The organism is Aureimonas populi (assembly GCF_017815515.1).
Classification (GTDB): domain Bacteria; phylum Pseudomonadota; class Alphaproteobacteria; order Rhizobiales; family Rhizobiaceae; genus Aureimonas; species Aureimonas populi.
Genome location: NZ_CP072611.1, coordinates 1,104,644 through 1,122,542, shown reverse-complemented (window position 1 = coordinate 1,122,542; position 17,899 = coordinate 1,104,644). Strand labels below are relative to the sequence as shown.

Below are 17,899 nucleotides of genomic sequence, written 5' to 3'. Positions count from 1 at the left end.
GAGCGGCGATGCCACGGGTGTTCATGGCCCTCCTGAAGCGGGCCGGCGGCATGGCGGTGGTGCTGGCGCTCGTCGTCACCGTCGTCTTCCTCATCGTGCGGGTGACGCCGGGCGATCCGGCGGCCGTCATGCTGGGGTCGGACGCCACGCCCGAGGACATCGCCGCCCTTCGCGCCAGGCTCGGCCTCGACGCGCCGATCCTGGTCCAGTACGGCCGCTTCGTCCTCGACATCCTGCGGGGCGATCTCGGCCAGTCGATCTTCCTCGGCCAGCCGGTGACGACGGCGCTGGCCGCGCGGGCCGAGCCGACCTTCTTCCTCACGCTCTTCTCCATCCTCATCGCCGTGTCCATCGCCCTGCCCGTGGGCATCCTCTCGGCGGTGAAACGGGGCACGCTGTTCGACCAGATCGTGGTGGGCGCCACCATGGTGGCGGCCAGCGTGCCGAGCTTCTGGCTCGGCCTCATCCTGATCCAGACCTTCGCGGTCGGGCTCGGCTGGTTCCCCGCCTCCGGCTATGGCGGGCCGGGCACCCCCTTCCTCGAACGGCTCTCGCACCTCGTCCTGCCGGCCGTGGCGCTCGGCATCGTCAATTCCGCGCTCATCACCCGCTTCACGCGGGCCGCCATGCTGGACGTCCTCTCCGAGGACTATGTGCGCACCGCCAGGGCCAAGGGCGCCGGGCCGTCCCGCGTCATCCTCAAGCACGCGCTGAAGAACGCGATGATCCCGATCATCACCGTCATCGGCCTGTCCGTCGCCCTCCTCGTGGCCGGCGCGGTGGTGACGGAGACGGTGTTCGGCCTGCCGGGCGTCGGCAATCTCGTGGTGCAGGCGGTGCTGCGGCGCGACTACCCGGTGATCCAGGGCACGCTCCTCGTCGTCGCCGCCATCTACGTGCTCATCAATTTCGCGGTGGACATGCTCTATCTCACGGTCGATCCGAGGGTGCGCACATGACGCTCCTGTCCCTCTCCTCCCCCTTCGCGGCGGGGCTGCGCCGGTTCCTGGGCAACCGCGCGATCCTCATCGGCGTCCTGATCCTCGGCATCGTGGTGATCGCCGCCGCGCTCGCGCCGCTGATCGCACCCCATGCGCCCAACCGACTGTCCATCGTCAACCGCCTCCAGGCCCCCTCGGCCGCGCATCTCTTCGGCACCGACGAGTTCGGCCGCGACATCTTCTCGCGCGCCATCCATGCGGGGCGCGTCTCGCTGATGGTCAGCCTGGGCGTCGTGGCCATCGCCACGGTCATGGGCGTCTTCCTCGGCCTTCTGGCCGGCTATTTCCGGCGGCTGGACGCGCCGATCTCGCGCCTTCTGGACGCGATGATGTCGTTTCCCGACATCCTGCTCGCCATCGCGCTGGTGGCCGCCCTCGGCCCCTCGCTGGTGAACGTCATCCTGGCGCTGGGCATCACCTACGCGCCGCGCCTGGCGCGCATCGTGCGCGGCTCCACGCTGGTGCTGCGCGAGCTGCCCTATATCGAGGCGGCCGTGGCGCTCGGGCTGCCGACATGGCAGATCCTCCTGCGCCATGTGCTCCTGAACCTCGCCTCGCCCATCCTGGTGCAGGCGACCTTCGTCTTCGCCGCCGCCATGCTGGCCGAGGCAAGCCTGTCGTTCCTGGGCATCGGCGCCTCCTCCGACATGCCGACCTGGGGCACCATGCTGGCCTCGGGCCGGGAATACATGAACAACGCGCCGTGGCTGATGCTCTTTCCCGGCCTTGCCATCGTGCTGGCCGTCCTGTCCCTCCAGCTCGTCGGCGACGGGTTGCGCGACCTCGTCGATCCGCGCCTCGCCCGGGAGGTCTGAGCCATGGCCGATCACCAGCCCGTGCTCTCCGTCGAGAAGCTGACGACCTCCTTCCGCTCCGGCGGCGAGTGGCGCTCCGTCATCCGCGACATCTCCTTCACGGTGGATGCGGGCGAGACGGTGGCCATCGTCGGCGAATCGGGCTCGGGCAAGAGCGTCACGGCCCTCTCTGCCATGCGCCTCCTGCCCGCCGGCAAGGCGCGCACGCAGGGGCGCGCGATCCTGGAGGGGCAGGATCTCCTGGCCCTGCCCGAAAAGCAGATGCGCGCGGTGCGCGGCGGGCGCATCGGCATGATCTTCCAGGAGCCGATGACCTCGCTGAACCCGGTCTTCACCATCGGCAACCAGTTGGCCGAGGCGCTGGTCCTGCACCGCGACATGTCGTGGGCGCAGGCGGAGGCCGAGGCGCTGCGGATGATGGAGCGGGTGCGCATTCCCGCCGCGCGCTCGCGCCTCGGCGAATATCCGCACAAATTCTCCGGCGGCATGCGCCAGCGCGTGATGATCGCCATGGCGCTGGCCTGCCGGCCGAGGCTCCTCATCGCCGACGAGCCCACCACCGCGCTCGACGTGACCATCCAGGCCGAGATCCTGCACCTCATCCGCGAATTGCAGCGCGAGGAGACCATGGCCGTCCTCTTCATCACCCACGACATGGGCGTGGTGGCGGAGGTGGCCGACCGCACCGTGGTGATGCTGCGCGGCGACATGGTGGAGACGGGGGAGACGGCGGCGATCTTCGCCGCGCCGCAAAAGCCCTACACCAAGGCGCTTCTCGCCGCGATCCCGCGCCTCGGCACGATGGGCGAGACGCCGTTCCCCCGGCGCTTTCCGTCCGTGGACCCGGCGACCGGGGCGGTGGAGGAGGGGCGCGAAACGCGCGCCCCGCAAGCGGAGGCCCGGCCCATCCTCGAGGTGGAGAACCTCAGGAAGCGCTTCGACGTGCGGGGCGGGCGCATCCACGCGGTGGAGGATGTCTCCTTCTCCATCCAGCCGGGCGAGACGCTTTCGCTGGTGGGGGAATCGGGCTGCGGCAAGTCCACCACCGGCCGCTCCATCCTGCGCCTCCTGGAGCCGAGCGGCGGCACGGTGCGCATCGAGGGGCAGGATTTGGCCACGGCGGGGCGCAAGGGCCTGCGCGACATGCGCCGCGCGGCGCAGATGATCTTCCAGGACCCCTTCGCCTCGCTCAACCCGCGCCTCACCGTCGGCGCCGCCATCGCCGAGCCGATTCTCTCGCACGGCCTGATGGGCCGGGCGGCGGCGCGCGAGCGGGCGGTGGAGCTGATCGAGCAGGTGGGCCTGCCCGCCTCCGTCGCCGGGCGCTATCCGCACGAATTCTCCGGAGGCCAGCGCCAGCGCATCTCCATCGCGCGCGCGCTGGCGCTGGAGCCCAGGCTCATCGTCGCCGACGAGGCGGTCTCGGCGCTCGACGGGTCGGTGAAAGCGCAGGTCGCCAACCTCCTTCTCGACCTCCAGGAGAGGATGGGCCTGGCCTATCTCTTCATCAGCCACGACATGGCGGTGGTGGAGCGGATCAGCCATCGCGTGGCGGTGATGTATCTGGGCGAGATCGTGGAGATCGGCCCGCGCCGCTCGGTCTTCGACACGCCGCGCCACCCCTATACGCGCCGGCTGATCGAGGCCGTTCCGCTGCCGGACCCCGCCCGACGGGGCAGCCTGCCCCCGGCCCTGTCGGAGGAGCTGAAAAGCCCGATGCGCCCGCTCGACTATGCGCCGCCGCAGCGCCGCTACGAGGAGGTGGCCCCCGGCCACTTCGTCCAGATGGCCGCCGCGTGACCGGGCTGGGGCCGCGCCAGATCGTCGCCATCGGCGAGTGCATGATCGAGATGGCCGCCGGCGAGGCCGGGGCATGGAAGCTCGGCTTTGCCGGCGACACGCTGAACACGCTCTGGTACGCGCGCTCGGGCCTCGACCCGGCGGCGGGCGCGCTGGACTACGCGAGCGCGCTCGGAGACGATTCCTTCTCCGGGCGCATGGTCGCCTTCCTCGAGCGGCACGGGATCGGCACGGGGCACATCGCCCGGCTGCCCGGCCGGCGGCCGGGCCTCTACCTCATCGAGCAGCGCGAGGGCGACCGGCACTTCGCCTATTGGCGCGAGGCCTCCGCCGCCCGCAGCCTGGCCGATGACGAGGCGCGCCTCGCCCGTGCGGTGGACGGCGCAAGGGCCGTCTATTTCTCGGGCATCACGCTGGCCATCCTCGCCCCGCAAGCCCGCGAGCGGCTGTTTGCCGCCCTGTCGCGGGCGCGCCAGGCGGGCAGCCTCCTCGCCTTCGACCCCAATATCCGCCCCGCTTTGTGGGAGGACATGGAGACGGGGCGCGCGGCGATCCTGCGCGCCGCCGGCCTTGCCCATATCGTCCTGCCGAGCTTCGACGACGAGGCCGCCGCCTTCGGGGACGCCGACCCGGCCACGACCGCGCGCCGCTACCGCGCGGCCGGCGCGGCCGAGATCGTCGTCAAGGACGGCGCGCGGGCCGTGACGATCCTTGCCGGCGAAAGCCTCGACCACGTCCTGCCGCCCGCCGGCGTCAAGCCTGTGGACGCAACGGCCGCCGGCGATTCCTTCAATGGCGCCTATCTCGCCGCCAGACTAGGAGAACAGTCGGCGGCGCGGGCGGCGCGGGCCGGATGCCGGATGGCCGCCGCGGTGGTCGTCCGGCACGGCGCGCTCATCCATGCGCCGGACATGGAGCGGTGGAACAAGCCCGCGCCGCAGGGCGCGTGACCTCCCTCGCACGAAGATCTACGCAAACCAGGAGAATGACATGACCATCCAGCGCTTCAGCATCGGCAAGCGGATGAGCCAGGCCGTGCGGGCCGGCGACACGCTCTATCTGGCGGGACAGGTGGCCGATGACGGCCGCGCCACGATCGAGGATCAGACGCGCCAGGTGCTGGCCAAGCTCGACGCGCTCCTGAAGGAGGCGGGCGCCGACAAGTCGCGGCTCCTCGCCGTCAACGTCTTCCTGCCCAACATCGCCGATTTCGACGCGATGAACACGGTCTACGACGCCTGGGTCGATCCGGCCAACCCGCCCGCGCGCGCCTGCGTGGAAGCGCGCCTCGCCGATGCCGACCTGCGGGTCGAGATGACCGCCGTCGCCTATCTGGGCTGACCGAGGGGGGGTGCCATGCCGGCCGGTCCCCGAAGGGAGCGGCCGGCACGGATTTTCAGACCGCCTGCGTGACGAGCTTGGTGTTGAGATAGGCCTCGATGGCCTCCAGCCCCCCTTCCGAGCCGTAGCCGGAATCCTGCACGCCGCCGAAGGGCACCTCGGGCAGGCCGAGCCCGTGATGGTTGACCGAGAGCATGCCGCTCTCGATGTCGCGCGAGAGGTCCGAGATGGTCCTGGCCGAGCGCGTATAGGCGTAGGCCGCCAGCCCGTAGGGCAGCCGGTTCGCCTCCTCCACCACGCCCTCGTAGGAGGAGAAGCGGTTGACGAGGGCGAGCGGGCCGAAGGGCTCCTCGCTCATGGCCCGCGCCTCCAGCGGCACGTCGGTGAGGATCGTGGGCTGGAAGAAATAGCCGCGATTGCCGATGCGCTCGCCGCCGGCGCGCAGCGTTGCGCCCTTGGCGAGCGCGTCCGCCGTCAGCGCCTCGATGGCGTCGATGCGCCGCGAATTGGCGAGCGCGCCCATGGTGACGCCCTCGTCCAGCCCGTTGCCCACCCGGATCGCCTCCGAGGCCTCCACCATTCCGTCGACGAAACGGTCGAACACCGCCTCGTGCACGAGAAAGCGCGTGGGCGAGATGCAGACCTGGCCGGCGTTGCGGAACTTGGCGCCGGTCAGAAGCCTGGCCGCCTTCTCCACGTCCGCATCCTCGAACACGATGGAGGGCGCATGGCCGCCCAGCTCCATCGTCACCCGCTTCATATGCTCGCCCGCGAGGGCCGCCAGCTTCTTGCCGACCGCCGTGGAACCGGTGAAGGAAATCTTCTTCACCGTGGGATGCGGGATCAGATAGCCGGAAATCTCGGCCGGAACGCCGAAGACGAGCGAGAGGACGCCCGCGGGAAGCCCTGCGTCCTGGAAGGCCTTCGCCAGCTCCGCGCAGCTCGCCGGCGTCTCCTCCGGCCCCTTCAGGATCACCGAGCAGCCGGCGGCGAGCGCCGCCGAGACCTTGCGCACCGCCTGGTTGAGCGGGAAATTCCACGGCGTGAAGGCGGCCGCGACCCCGACCGGCTCCTTGATCACGAGCTGGGTGACGTTCGTGGCGCGCGAGGGCACCACGCGGCCATAGGCGCGGCGGGCCTCCTCGGCGAACCAGTCGATCGTGTCGGCCGCGCCCAGCGTCTCGGCCTTCGCCTCGGCGAGCGGCTTGCCCTGCTCCTGCGTCATGATGCGCGCCACGGCGTCGGCCCGCTCGCGCAGAAGCTCGCCCGCCCTGCGCATCAGCCTGGAGCGCTCGTAGGCGGAGGTATCGCGCCACAGGCGCAGGCCCTTCTCGGCCGCCGCCAGCGCCTCGTCGAGGTCGGCGCGCGAGGCGTGGGCCAGCGAGCCGATCCGCTCGGCGGTCGCCGGGTTGATCACCTCCAGCGCCTCGCCGCCGCCCTCGCGCCACTGGCCGTCGATCAGAAGTTTGGTGTCAGGATAGGATGTCATTGTCGGCTCCCGTCAGGCTGCTGGTGCGGTTTCCAGGATTTTCCCGCTCCCGTCCAGAGTCTCCGCCCGAATCATGAGGGGCGCGCCGCCCTTATGCCGCGCGCGTGGGCACCTTGCCCTCATGCTTCTTCCAGATGAGGGGGCGCAGGGCGACGGGGATGAAGATCGCCGTCCCGATGATCGTGGTGGTCAGCTCGGGGGCCACGAGCAGGAGCGCGGCGAAGGCGAGGAGAAGGCGCTCCCAGCCGAACAGGCGGTCGAGAAGATAGTCGGAGAAGGCGGCCGAGAGCGCGGTGATGCCTAGGATGCAGCCGAAGGTGGCGAGGAGGAACTCGTTCAGCGAGAAATCCTGCACCATGATCAGCATGGAAGGCGAGAAGACGAAGACGAAGGGCACGAGGATCTTGCCCATGCCGAGGCGAAACGCCGTGTTGCCGGTGGAGAACGGGTTGGAGTTGGCGATGCCGGCCGTGGCGTAGGCGCACAGGGCCACCGGCGGGGTGATGTCGGCCAGGATGCCGTAGTAGAAGACGAAGAAATGGGCGACCAGCGGCTCGACGCCCAGAAGCCCGAGGATCGGCGCGGCGACCGTCACCATGATGAGGTAGTTGGCGGTGGTCGGTACGCCCGTGCCCATCACGATGCACACCACGCCCGTCAGGATCAGCGTCATCAGGAGGGTCAGCCCGGCGGTCGTCATCAGGCCGAAGGGAATGAACGGCTCCACCGCCGCGGCCCAGCTCGCCGCCGTGCCGGTGACGATGTAGGCGACCTTGAAGGAGACGCCGGTCAGCGTCACGACGCCGATGACGATGCCCACCGTCGCGGCCGCCGCGCCCACCGCCAGCGCGTATTTCGCGCCCGTGACGAAGGCCTCGAACACGTCCGAGGGGGTCAGCCTGTTGCGCGGGTTGAGGAAGCCGATGACGATGCAGGCGGTGATGCCCCAGAAGGCGGCCAGATACGGCGTATAGCCGTTCATCAGGATGCCGACGAGGAGGAAGAGGGGAAAGAGCGTGGGCCAGTCGCGCTTCAGCACCTCCCATATCCTGGGCATTTCCTCCCTGGTCAGGCCGCGCAGGCCCTGGCGTTTCGCCTCGAAATGCACCTGCATGAGGACGCCGAAGAAATGCATGAAGGCCGGCACCAGCGCGGCGATCATGATGTGGGTGTAGGGAATGCCGAGGAACTCGATCATCAGGAAGGCGGCCGCGCCCATGATGGGCGGCGTGATCTGCCCTCCGGTGGAGGCCGCCGCCTCCACCGCCGCCGCGAAATGGCGCGGATAGCCGATGCGGATCATGGCGGGGATGGTCAGCGAGCCCGTCGTCACCGCGTTGGCGATGGAGGACCCCGTGATCGTGCCCATCATGGCCGAGGAGACGACCGCCACCTTGGCCGGCCCGCCCGAGAAGCGGCCCGCGATGGTCGTCGCCGCGTCGATGAAGAGCTGGCCGAGGCCCATGCGGGTCGCCAGCACCCCGAAGAGCACGAAGTGGAAGACATAGGTCGCGACCACCCCGACAGGCAGGCCGTAGATGCCCTGGCTGGTGAGATAGAGATGGTTGACCATCGCCGACCAGGAGGCGCCGGGATGCACCAGGACGCCGGGCGCGTAGCGGCCGAACAGGCCGTAGGCGATGATGAGGATCGCGATCACCGGCAGCGGCCAGCCCATGGAGCGGCGCGTGGCCTCCAGAAGCACGACGATCAGCATCGTGCCCATGAAGACGTCGACGGGCAGCGGGTTGCCGACGCGGAAGGCGAGCTCGGAGAAGATATACGGCACGTAGAGCGTGGAGACGACCGCCGCGGCCATCAGCGCCCAGTCGGTCAGCGGAATGCCGGCGGGCCGCCAGAGCGAGGAGGCGTAGAGGGTTCGGTCGCCGCGCTTGCCGGAGAAGACGAGGAAGATCAGCGCCAGCACGAAGGACATGTGGACGCCGCGATGGGTGACTTCGCGCAGGAGGCCGAAACCGGCCGTGTAGTAGTGGAAGAGCGACAGCGAGAAGAGTGCGACGGCCGCGATCCACGCCGCCACCGGCCCCAGGGGGCGGAACCGCACTTCCGGGTCGAACTTCTCCTCCAGCTCGCGCGCCTTCGCCTCGTCGAACGCGACTTCCTGTGCCGCCATGGCGATCGATCCCCGCTTCGTTCCAGCCTGCCGGGCGGAAGCGGGACCGGCCGGTCCCGCCTCGTCCTTCACGTGCCGGGCAGCCCTATTCGGCGGCTGCCGTCTCGGGCAGCTCCAGGCCCGCCTCCTCGTAGAAGCGCGCGGCACCCGGATGAAGCGGGATGCCGATGCCGTCCAGCGCGTTCTCCAGCACGATCTCCCGGCCCTTGGCGTGGCCGGCGTCGAGCAGCGCACGGGTGTTCTCGTTCCATATCGCCTTGGTGATCCCGTAGACGAGATCCTCGCCTTGGTCGGCGCTCGTCACCCATTGCGCGCCGACGGCCAGCGTCTGCACGTCCTCGGCCACGCCCTCATAGGTGCCGCCCGGCACGGTGTTGACGGAGAAGAAGCCGTATTCCTCGGTGATGGCCTGCGCCTCGGGCCCGGAGATCGGCACGAGGGCGATGTCGAGGCTGGTCGCCAGCTCCGCGATGGCGCCGGCCGGGAAGCCGCCGACGAAGAAGAAGGCGTCCATATTGCCGTCGCGCATCAGGTCGGCGGCCTGGTTCGGCTTCAGATATTCCGGCTCGATGTCCGTTTCCGACAAGCCGTAGGCCGCCAGGATCAGCCGCGCGTCGACGAGCGTGCCCGAGCCCGGCTCGTCCATGGAGACCTTCTTGCCGGCGAGGTCCGCGACGCCCTCGATCCCCGCATCGGCGCGGGCCACGAGATGGATGCTTTCCGGATAGAGATTGGCGATGGCTCGCAGGCCCTCCACCGCCGGCTGCCCCTCGAACACCCCCGTGCCGGTATAGGCCCAGTAGGCGACGTCCGATTGCGAGAAGCCGGATTCGAGCGCGCCGCCCGCGATGCCGTTGATATTGGCGAGCGAGCCGTTCGAGGCGACCGCCGTCGCCACGAGGCCCGGCACGCCGCAGCTCCCGCCATCCTCGCAGCCGCGCGAGCCCGGCGGGCTGGAGATGGCGTTGGCCAGAAGGCCGCCGATCGGAAAATAAGTGCCGGCCGTGCCACCGGTCGCGATGCGGAAGAAAGCGATCTCCTGCGCCGCCACGGAACTCGCCAGCAGGCCCGCGCCCGCCACCAGGGCGCCCAGCCATCCCGCCGTCTTGTGCATCGCCATCCGCTCTTCCCCTCTCGGCATCATCGCGCCCGTCAAGTTTAAGGCGAAAAAACGGCGGGCGACAAGCCGCTTCTGCGTTCGCCGCGCCGTTTGCCCCGGGCAAGGCGCGCGTGGAAGCCTTGGACGCGCGCAATGGGCCGGCCTATGCTGCGGGCGAGCGCATGGCTTGCCGCAGGGGCTCCCACGCGTGCTGCGATGGAACGAAGGAGCGCGAACCGGTGGAGAGGCATGGCGTCGAGCCCGGTGCGCGGGAGGGGCCGGACGGGCTCATGGTGTTCGACGGGCTTTGCAATGTCTGCTCCGCGCAGGTGCAGTTCCTCCTGCGGATCGATCCGCGCGGCCAAATCCGCTTCACCTCCATCCAGTCGCCCTATGGGCGCCATCTCGCCCGGCGCCACGGCATCGACCCCGACGATCCCTCGACCTTCCTCTTCTTCGAGCGCGGGCGCCCTCTGCAAGCCAGCGAAGCGGTGGTCGCGATCTCCCGGCGCCTGCCGCGCCCCTGGCGCTGGCTGCGGGGGCTGTCGGTGCTTCCGCGCCCCATGCGCGACAGGGTCTATGGCTGGATCGCGCGCAACCGCTACCGCATCGCCGGCCGGCGCGCGGCCTGCATGGTCCCCTCGCCGGAGATGCGCGCCCGCTTCATCGACGACATCCCGCCGCAGGAAGGCTGAGCCGCCCGGCTCTCGACGCGCACGCCGGGCCCGTTTTCCCGGCGGAAGGCGGACGAACGGCGGTGGTCCGGCCGTTCTGTAAGCGTATTGCACAAGAGCTGGGCACTCCCCTGCCTTCGAGCCGCCGTGAAACGGCGCCGAGGTCGCGCCAAGGCCGTGGCACGAAGCTTGCTTACCTTGCATACAAGACTGGTATGCGAGGTCGAGTTGCAGGATATCGAGACGGCCATCGTGGACGCGATCCTCGCCGGGCGGATGCGCCCGGGCGCGCGTCTCGGCGAATCCGAGCTCGCGCGCCTCTTCAACGTGTCGCGCACGCGGGTGCGCGAGGCGATGATGGGGTTGCAGTCCCGCAAGGTGGTGGAGGTGCGCGCCCGCAAGGGCTGGTACGTGGTCGATCCCTCGCCCGAGGAGGCGCGCTTCGTGTTCCAGGCCCGCCGTGTCATCGAATCCGGGCTGGTCGCCGCGCTCGCGCCGCCGACGCGCGAGCAATGCGAGCGGCTGCGCGCGCATCTGGCGGCCGAGCGGGCGGCGCTCGACGCGGGCAACCAGCATCTCGCCACCTGCCTGATGGGCGACTTCCACATCCTGCTCGCGCAGATGTTCGGCAACCCGATGCTCGCGGGCATCCTGACGGACCTGACCGCGCGGACCATCCTGATCTCGATGCTGTCGCAGACCGCTGTCGAGACCGAAGCCTCGCATGACGGTCATCGGCGCATCGTCGAGGCGCTCGAAGCCCACGACCTCGCGCGCGCGGCGCGCCTGATGATCGAGCATATCGACGAGGTCGAGCAGGGCCTCGACCTCGCCGGGCCCCGCGCCGACGCGGCGGAAGAGCTGCGCCGCATCCTCACCCCCGCGCCGCCGCCGCCGGCGCGCGTCCCCGAACCCCTGTCCCGCTGAAGCACCAACCGGAGAACGACATGATCCATCGCCGCCTCTTCCTCACCGCCGCCGCCCTCGGCCTCGCGCTCGGGCTTGCCGCCCCCGCGAGCGCCGACGCGCTGGAGGACATCACCGCGCGCGGCACGATCCGCGTGGCCGTGCCGCAGGACTTCCCGCCCTTCGGCTCGGTGGGCACAGACATGGCGCCGCAGGGCTACGACATCGACATGGCGCGGCTCATCGCCGAGGCGCTCGAGGTGGAGTTGGAGCTTGTGCCGGTGACGAGCGCCAACCGCGTGCCCTATCTCCAGACGAACCGCGTGGACCTCGTCATCTCCAGCCTGGGCAAGAATGCCGAGCGCGAGGCGCTGATCGACTTCTCGCAGGCCTACGCGCCCTTCTACAACGGCGTGTTCGCGCCCGCCGACATCGAGATCGCGGAGGTCGCCGACCTCTCCGGCATCTCGGTGGGGGTCACGCGCGGCTCGGTGGAGGATCTGGCGCTGACCGACCTTGCGCCGGCGGATTCGGAAATCCGGCGCTACGAGGACAATAACGGCACGATCTCGGCCTTCCTCTCCGGCCAGGTGGAGACCATCGCGACGGGCAACGTGGTCGCCGCCGCCATCCTGGAGCGCAACCCGCCGCGCCTGCCGGAGCTGAAGTTCCTGATCCAGAACTCGCCCTGCTATATCGGCCTCAACAAGGACGAGCCGGCGCTTCTCGAACGCGTCAACGCCATCATCGCCGAGGCCAGGAGCGACGGTTCGCTGAACGCCATCTCGCAGGAATGGCTGGGCGCCGACCTGCCGGCCGACCTCTAGGGAGACCGCCGCCGCCCGCCATGGCGGGCGGCCCCTTCAGGCCACCGGCAAGAAGCGAGGCCTCCTTGCGCTACCAATTCGATTTCGGCTGGCTGCCGCAATACTGGCAGCTCCTGGCGAGCGGCATCGGCATCACGGTGCAGCTCATCCTGGTGGGGGCGGTGTTCGGCATCGCCCTTGCCATCCTGTGCGCCTGGGTCCGGTCCGAGGGCCCGCGCTGGCTGCGCCCGCTCGTCGCCGCCTATGTCGAGCTGATCCGCAACACGCCCTTCCTGATCCAGCTCTTCTTCATCTTCTTCGGCCTGCCCTCGCTCGGGCTGCAACTCGGCGAGCTTCAGGCGGCCAACATCGCCATGGTGGTCAATCTGGGCGCCTATGGCTGCGAGATCATCCGCGCAGGCATCCAGGCCACGCCGCGCGGCCAGTTCGAGGCGGGGGCGAGCCTTGCGATGACGCGGCTGGAGACCTTCCGCCACGTGGTGCTGGTGCCCGCGCTCCAGCGCATCTGGCCCGCCTTGTCCTCGCAGGTGGTCATCGTCATGCTCGGCTCGGCCGTGGTGTCGCAGATCGGCGCGGAGGACCTGACCTACGCGGCGAGCTACATCCAGTCGCGCAATTTCCGCGCCTTCGAGACCTATATCGCCTCCACGCTCATCTATCTCGCCCTCGCCATCCTCCTGCGGCAGGCGATGGCGCTTCTGGGCGCGGCGATCTTTCCCCGGAGGCTCGCGCGCTGATGGTCGAGTTCACCCTCTGGGACATCCTGCGCAACCTGCTTCTGGCCACGCGCTGGACGGTGGCCCTTTCGCTGGCCGCCTTCATCGGCGGGGGCCTCGTCGGCCTGCTGGTGCTGTTCCTGCGCATTTCGAAGGCCAGGGCCGTGCGCGTCTTCGCCAAGGGCTATATCGAGCTGTTCCAGGGCACGCCGCTCCTGATGCAGCTCTTCCTCGCCTTTTTCGGCCTCTCCCTGTTCGGGGTGAACCTGCCGGCCTGGCTGGCGGGGGGCCTTGCCCTCATCCTGTGGACGGCCGCCTTCCTCGCCGAGATCTGGCGCGGCTGCGTGGAGGCGATCCACAAGGGGCAGTGGGAGGCCTCGGCGAGCCTGGGCATGGGCCGGGTGCAGCAGATGCGCCACGTCATCCTGCCGCAGGCGCTGCGCATCGCCATCCCGCCGACGGTCGGCTTCTCGGTGCAGGTCATCAAGGGCACGGCGCTGACCTCGATCATCGGCTTCGTGGAGCTGACGCGGGCGGGCTCCATCGTGACCAACGCCACCTTCCAGCCCTTCACCGTCTACGGGCTCGTCGCCCTCATCTATTTCGCGCTCTGCTGGCCGCTGTCCAAGTCGAGCCAGATGCTGGAAAGGAAGCTCAATGTCGCTCATCGCGGTCACTGAGGTCAGGAAGCGCTTCGGCGACAACGAGGTGCTGAAGGGCATCGATCTCGACATCGCGCCCGGCGAGGTGGTCGCCATCATCGGCAAGAGCGGCTCGGGCAAGTCCACCCTCCTGCGCTGCATCAACGGGCTGGAGATGATCGACGGGGGCTCCATCTCGGTGGCGGGCGCCCAGCTCCTGCCCGACGAGACGCATCTGAAGGCGCTGCGGCTGAAGGTCGGGATGATCTTCCAGCAGTTCAACCTGTTCCCCCACCTCACGGCCGGGCGCAACGTCATGCTCTCGCAGACGGTGGTGAAGAAGACGCCGAAGGCCGAGGCCGAGGCGATGGCGCGCCGGCAGCTTGAGCGGGTGGGCCTCGCCCACAAGTTCGACGCCTATCCGGACGAGCTTTCGGGCGGCCAGCAGCAGCGCGTGGCCATCGCCCGCGCGCTCGCCATGCAGCCGATGGCGCTGTTGTGCGACGAGATCACCTCGGCGCTCGACCCCGAGCTGGTGGCCGAAGTGCTGGCCGTGGTGCGCGAACTGGCGGCGGAGGGCATGACGCTCGTCATGGTGACGCACGAGATGAAGTTCGCCCGCGACGTGTGCAACCGGGTCGTCTTCATGCATGAGGGCCGGGTCCACGAGATCGGCCCGCCCGAGACGGTCTTCGCCGCACCCCGAACGCCGGAGCTGCGCCAGTTCCTCGGCGTGGCCCCGCCGGCCTCCGCCGAGGCGTAGAGAGGGCCGGCGCGCGCATCGCCACGGGCGGCCACGGCGCGCGGGTGCGGTTCAGGGCGCGGGGCGGGGGATGGCGCCGGGGGGAACGGGCTGCCCCCTTTGCGGCTGCGCGGCGGCGGCGCGCCTCGGGGCGGCCTCGGGCCGGGTTCGCGTTTCCACGAGCCCGGCGTCGATCCAGCCGGTGAAGATGCCCGATTCCACCCGGCGCCACGCGCCCTGCCGGCCGGTGACGCGCAAGGGGCGGCCCGCTTCCAGCGTGACCCAGACGGGGGCCCCGGCCGAGGGCTCGCGGCGCAAGGGCGCGCTCGCGCGCGTCACGGTGAGGGAGCCGCCGGACGCTCCGGCCGGCGCGCCCGCCGCGTCTGGCGCCCTTCCCGCGCCGGGCCGCGTCGTGGGCACGATCCGGGCCGGCCGGGGCGCCGCATCGAGGGCGGCGGTCCTGACCGGGGCGGCGGGCGCCGCTTTCGCCGGCGCGCGCGCAGCCTCCTGCGGCGCGGGCGCGCGCGGCCTTGCGGGCGCTGCCGCCGGAGGCGTCGCGGCCGGCCGCGCGGCCGCCACGCGCCCCTCCGGCTCCCCGGCGGAGAAGGTGGGCAGGTGGTCGAGAATCAGGGCGCGGTTGGCGTCGAAGGCGATCCAGCCCAGCGCCAGCGCCCCGATGCCCCACCAAAGCGGGCCGACCGTGCGCGCGGTCTTGCGGGGCGGCGTCTTGCGGCGGGCGGGCTTGCGCTTCGTCATGGCTGAGGTCCAGCTTGCGGTGTCTGCTCGCCTCCGTGCCTATCTCAGGAAAGTGGACATCCGATAAATGCGCCGCCGTGCGGGCGGGGCCATGGCGCAAGGCACCCTGCGATGCAACCTGCGGTAACATAAACACAACCTTTCACGGCCACCCTTCGAGGCAGGAAGGAGAAGGGCGCGATGTTCACGGTTCTCGAATGCGTTCTGGTCCAGCACGACCGGCCGACGGTGGTCCTGGCGGCGGGTATCGCCCTTGCGGGAATGGCGGCCTTCTTCCTCCTGCTGGCGCGGGCGGAGGAATGCGACGCCCGCCGCCGCGGCCACTGGACCGACGTCGCCGCCTGCGCCGGGGGGCTGAGCATCTGGGCCACGCACTTCGTCGCCATGCTCGCCTATCGCGGCAGCGTTCCGCTCGAATTCGGCCTCGCGCTCACCGTCGTTTCCGCCGCCATCCCGGTCCTCGGGTTCCGGCTCGCGCTCCTCGCGCTCAAGATGCCCTCGCTCGCCGGCTGCGTGCTGGCCGCGCTGGCGGCGGCCGGCTCCATCGCGGCCATGCATTTCATCGGGATGTCGGCCATCCGCGCCGCCGTGACGGTGCGCTACGAAACGGGGCCGATCCTGATGGGCGCTCTGGCGAGCGCGGCCTTTTTCGGGGGCGCGTTCCAGGCGTTCCGCCGCCTCGACGGGTGGACGCGCGTGGCCGCGCCCGCGGGGCTGGGGGTGCTGGGCATCTGCGTCCTGCACTTCACCGGCATGTCGGCCACCCAGCTCGCCTGGGACGCCGCGCGCGCGCCGGCCGCCGCTCAGGGCCTCGGCCGCGCCTGGCTGGTGGGCGTGATCTCGGCCGTGGCCGTCGCCGTGACGCTGATGACGGCGCTGGCCGTGGTGGTCGACCGCTACCTGACCGATCTGAAGGGGCTGGCCGACGCGACGCTCGAAGGCATGGCCATCGTGCGGGACGGGCGCATCGTGGAGGCCAATGCGCGTTTCGCCGCGCTGATGGAGACGAAGGAGAGCGCGCTCCTCGGCCGCTCCCTCGACGAGTGCCTGCTGGCGGCGGACGGGCGGCCGGCGGCCGCGCCGCGCGAGGGGGCGGTGGAAGCCTCGCCGTGCCTGGGCGCCGCCGGGCGGGTCTTCGAGATGGCGGTCCATACGATCGAGTATCGCGGGCGGCCCTGCCAGGTGCTGGCGATCCGCGACCTCACCGAGAAGAAGGCCGCCCAGCGCCGGATCGAGCATCTGGCCCGGCACGACGCGCTCACCGACCTGCCCAACCGCATCCTGTTCGCGGAGCGGGCGAACCACGCGCTCGCGCGCGCCCGGCGCTCCGGCGAGGCGGTGGCGGTGCTCGCTCTCGACCTCGACCGGTTCAAGGCCGTCAACGACCTGTTCGGCCACGCGGAGGGGGACCGGGTGCTGAAGGCCGTCGCCGACATTCTCCAGCGCAACGTGCGCAGCGTCGACACGGTGGCGCGCATCGGCGGCGACGAGTTCGTCATCCTCCAGGTCGGCGCCGAGCAGCCGCAGGGCGCCCGCTTCATGGCCGAGCGCATCCTGGAAACCTTCCGGGCCGAGATGAACACCGCGCTCGACCCCACGGCCGTGGGCGTCAGCATCGGGGTGGCGCTGTTCCCGCGCGACGGGGAGGACGAGCAGGCGCTGCGCTGCGCGGCCGACATCGCCCTCTACCGCGCCAAGTCCGGCGGGCGGGGCGCGGCCGCCTTCTACGACCCGGAGATGGACCGCCAGGTCGGCGAGCGCCGCGCGCTGGAGAACGATCTGCGCTACGCGGTGGCGCGCCGCCAGCTCCGCCTCGTCTACCAGCCGCTGATGGTGGCGGCCGACGGCACCTGCGCGGGCTACGAGGCGCTGCTGCGCTGGACCCACCACGAGCGCGGCGAGGTGCCGCCGGACGTCTTCATCCCCTGCGCGGAGGAGACGGGCGCCATCATCGGCATCGGGGAATGGGTGCTTGCCGAGGCCTGCCGGGCGGCGGCCGGCTGGGACCCCCGCCTCTCGGTGGCGGTCAACGTGTCGGCGGTCCAGTTCCGGCTTCCCAACCTGGCCGACACGATCCTCGACATCCTGTCCGAAAGCGGGCTCGACCCGGCGCGGCTGGAGCTGGAGATCACCGAGACGGCGCTGATCAAGGACCGGGCGACCACGCTGGCCACCCTGCACCGGCTGAAGGAGAGGGGCGTGCGCGTGGTGATGGACGATTTCGGCACGGGCTACTCCTCGCTGCGCAACCTGCACGTCTTCCCCTTCGACAAGATCAAGATCGACCGGGGCTTCATCACCGCGATGGAGGACGACGGCGGCGCGCGCGCCATCGTGCGCGCCGTCATCGGCCTCGGCCGCAGCCTCGCCCTGCCGGTCGTGGCGGAGGGCGTGGAGACGCGCCGCCAGCTCGATCTCGTCACCGAGGAGGGCTGCACCATCGCGCAGGGCTTCCTGTTCGGCGAGCCGGGCATCCCGCAGGGCGCCTCCGCCCCGGCGCAAGGCGCCGAGCCGCCCCTCAGGCCGCGCCAAGCAGGCGGTTGACCTCGTCCATGAGCTGGTTTTCCAGAAAGGGCTTCTCGATGACGACGACGCCCATGGCGGCGGCGCGCCCGCGCACCTCGGCCCTGGGGCCGGAGGTGATCAGGATGGCCGGCATGGCGGCGCGGTAGCGGCGCAGCCTGTCGATCAGGGTCAGGCCGTCGCAGTCGGGCAGCTTGAAGTCCACGATGAGGCAGCCGCAGCCCTCGACGCCGGAGCGGCGCAGCACCTCGCCGCCGTCCGCGAAGCTTTCCACCGCGTAGCCCTCCAGGTCGAGGACGAATTCGAGAGAGCGGCGCACGGCCTTGTCGTCCTCGATGACGAAGACGACGCGCCGTGGTTTCTCTGCCGGAAGGATCATGCGCGCATCGGCCCCGCGGAAGACTGGAAGGCGCATAAGGGCCGGTGGCCGCGCGG

At 70.5% G+C, this 17,899-nt stretch carries 17 protein-coding genes; 12 read left to right on the top strand and 5 right to left on the bottom strand.

What is annotated here, in order from left to right; genetic code table 11:
* Positions 1 to 8: 8 nt before the first annotated feature.
* From J7654_RS05185 to J7654_RS05165, 5 genes are read left to right on the top strand one after another with little or no spacing between them, the layout of a single operon-like run.
* Positions 9 to 959 (top strand): ABC transporter permease, encoded by a 951-nt coding sequence (locus tag J7654_RS05185; protein ID WP_377946501.1) that lies wholly within the window; start codon positions 9 to 11, stop codon positions 957 to 959.
* Positions 956 to 1,816, top strand: coding sequence for an ABC transporter permease (locus J7654_RS05180; protein ID WP_209738797.1), 861 nt, complete (start codon positions 956 to 958; stop codon positions 1,814 to 1,816). Before J7654_RS05185 ends, J7654_RS05180 begins: the two co-directional genes overlap by 4 nt.
* A 3-nt stretch (positions 1,817 to 1,819) precedes the next feature.
* Positions 1,820 to 3,616: an ABC transporter ATP-binding protein gene (locus tag J7654_RS05175; protein ID WP_209738795.1), complete on the top strand. Its 1,797-nt coding sequence runs from the start codon at positions 1,820 to 1,822 to the stop codon at positions 3,614 to 3,616.
* Complete coding sequence (locus tag J7654_RS05170) at positions 3,613 to 4,566, top strand: sugar kinase (RefSeq protein WP_377946502.1); 954 nt, start codon at positions 3,613 to 3,615, stop codon at positions 4,564 to 4,566. Before J7654_RS05175 ends, J7654_RS05170 begins: the two co-directional genes overlap by 4 nt.
* A gap of 40 nt (positions 4,567 to 4,606) precedes the next feature.
* On the top strand, positions 4,607 to 4,957 hold the full coding sequence (locus J7654_RS05165; protein ID WP_209738793.1) for a RidA family protein: 351 nt from the start codon (positions 4,607 to 4,609) through the stop codon (positions 4,955 to 4,957).
* 55 nt (positions 4,958 to 5,012) lie between these two features.
* Here the strand turns inward: J7654_RS05165 and J7654_RS05160 are convergent, their stop codons facing one another.
* The 3 genes from J7654_RS05160 to J7654_RS05150 all read right to left on the bottom strand — a co-directional run bounded on the left by J7654_RS05160 (position 5,013) and on the right by J7654_RS05150 (position 9,700).
* Positions 5,013 to 6,446, bottom strand: a complete 1,434-nt coding sequence (locus J7654_RS05160; protein ID WP_209738791.1) for an NAD-dependent succinate-semialdehyde dehydrogenase — start codon at positions 6,444 to 6,446, stop codon at positions 5,013 to 5,015.
* Positions 6,447 to 6,537: 91 nt separating this feature from the next.
* A complete protein-coding gene (locus J7654_RS05155; protein ID WP_209738789.1) occupies positions 6,538 to 8,580 on the bottom strand; it encodes a TRAP transporter permease in 2,043 nt (680 codons plus the stop codon).
* 85 nt (positions 8,581 to 8,665) lie between these two features.
* Positions 8,666 to 9,700: a TAXI family TRAP transporter solute-binding subunit gene (locus J7654_RS05150; protein ID WP_377946503.1), complete on the bottom strand. Its 1,035-nt coding sequence runs from the start codon at positions 9,698 to 9,700 to the stop codon at positions 8,666 to 8,668.
* Positions 9,701 to 9,918: 218 nt separating this feature from the next.
* Here J7654_RS05150 and J7654_RS05145 point away from each other — a divergent pair, with 218 nt between their 5' ends.
* The 6 genes from J7654_RS05145 to J7654_RS05120 all read left to right on the top strand — a co-directional run bounded on the left by J7654_RS05145 (position 9,919) and on the right by J7654_RS05120 (position 14,206).
* Positions 9,919 to 10,374, top strand: a complete 456-nt coding sequence (locus tag J7654_RS05145; protein ID WP_209738787.1) for a thiol-disulfide oxidoreductase DCC family protein — start codon at positions 9,919 to 9,921, stop codon at positions 10,372 to 10,374.
* A 177-nt stretch (positions 10,375 to 10,551) separates the two neighbouring features.
* On the top strand, positions 10,552 to 11,280 hold the full coding sequence (locus J7654_RS05140; RefSeq protein ID WP_245195653.1) for a GntR family transcriptional regulator: 729 nt from the start codon (positions 10,552 to 10,554) through the stop codon (positions 11,278 to 11,280).
* 20 nt (positions 11,281 to 11,300) lie between these two features.
* Positions 11,301 to 12,086 carry a transporter substrate-binding domain-containing protein gene (locus tag J7654_RS05135; protein ID WP_209738783.1) on the top strand — a complete coding sequence of 262 codons (786 nt, stop codon included), beginning with the start codon at positions 11,301 to 11,303 and terminating at the stop codon, positions 12,084 to 12,086.
* Positions 12,087 to 12,151: 65 nt separating this feature from the next.
* Positions 12,152 to 12,823, top strand: a complete 672-nt coding sequence (locus J7654_RS05130) for an amino acid ABC transporter permease (protein ID WP_209738782.1) — start codon at positions 12,152 to 12,154, stop codon at positions 12,821 to 12,823.
* The gene (locus J7654_RS05125; RefSeq protein WP_209738780.1) at positions 12,823 to 13,482 is read left to right on the top strand and encodes an amino acid ABC transporter permease; all 660 of its coding nucleotides are present in this window, start codon (positions 12,823 to 12,825) and stop codon (positions 13,480 to 13,482) included. The genes J7654_RS05130 and J7654_RS05125 overlap by 1 nt, the downstream gene beginning before the upstream one ends.
* Positions 13,460 to 14,206 carry an amino acid ABC transporter ATP-binding protein gene (locus tag J7654_RS05120; protein WP_209738778.1) on the top strand — a complete coding sequence of 249 codons (747 nt, stop codon included), beginning with the start codon at positions 13,460 to 13,462 and terminating at the stop codon, positions 14,204 to 14,206. Before J7654_RS05125 ends, J7654_RS05120 begins: the two co-directional genes overlap by 23 nt.
* Before the next feature lie 51 nt (positions 14,207 to 14,257).
* Here the strand turns inward: J7654_RS05120 and J7654_RS05115 are convergent, their stop codons facing one another.
* A complete protein-coding gene (locus tag J7654_RS05115) occupies positions 14,258 to 14,941 on the bottom strand; it encodes an SH3 domain-containing protein (protein ID WP_209738776.1) in 684 nt (227 codons plus the stop codon).
* Between the two features lie 180 nt (positions 14,942 to 15,121).
* Between J7654_RS05115 and J7654_RS05110 the strand changes: the two genes are divergently transcribed.
* Entirely contained in the window at positions 15,122 to 17,485 is a 2,364-nt protein-coding gene (locus J7654_RS05110; protein ID WP_209738774.1) for a bifunctional diguanylate cyclase/phosphodiesterase, read from the top strand.
* Here J7654_RS05110 and J7654_RS05105 read toward each other — a convergent pair.
* Positions 17,460 to 17,843 carry a response regulator transcription factor gene (locus J7654_RS05105; RefSeq protein WP_209738772.1) on the bottom strand — a complete coding sequence of 128 codons (384 nt, stop codon included), beginning with the start codon at positions 17,841 to 17,843 and terminating at the stop codon, positions 17,460 to 17,462. The genes J7654_RS05110 and J7654_RS05105 overlap by 26 nt on opposite strands.
* Between the last annotated feature and the right edge of the window lie 56 nt (positions 17,844 to 17,899).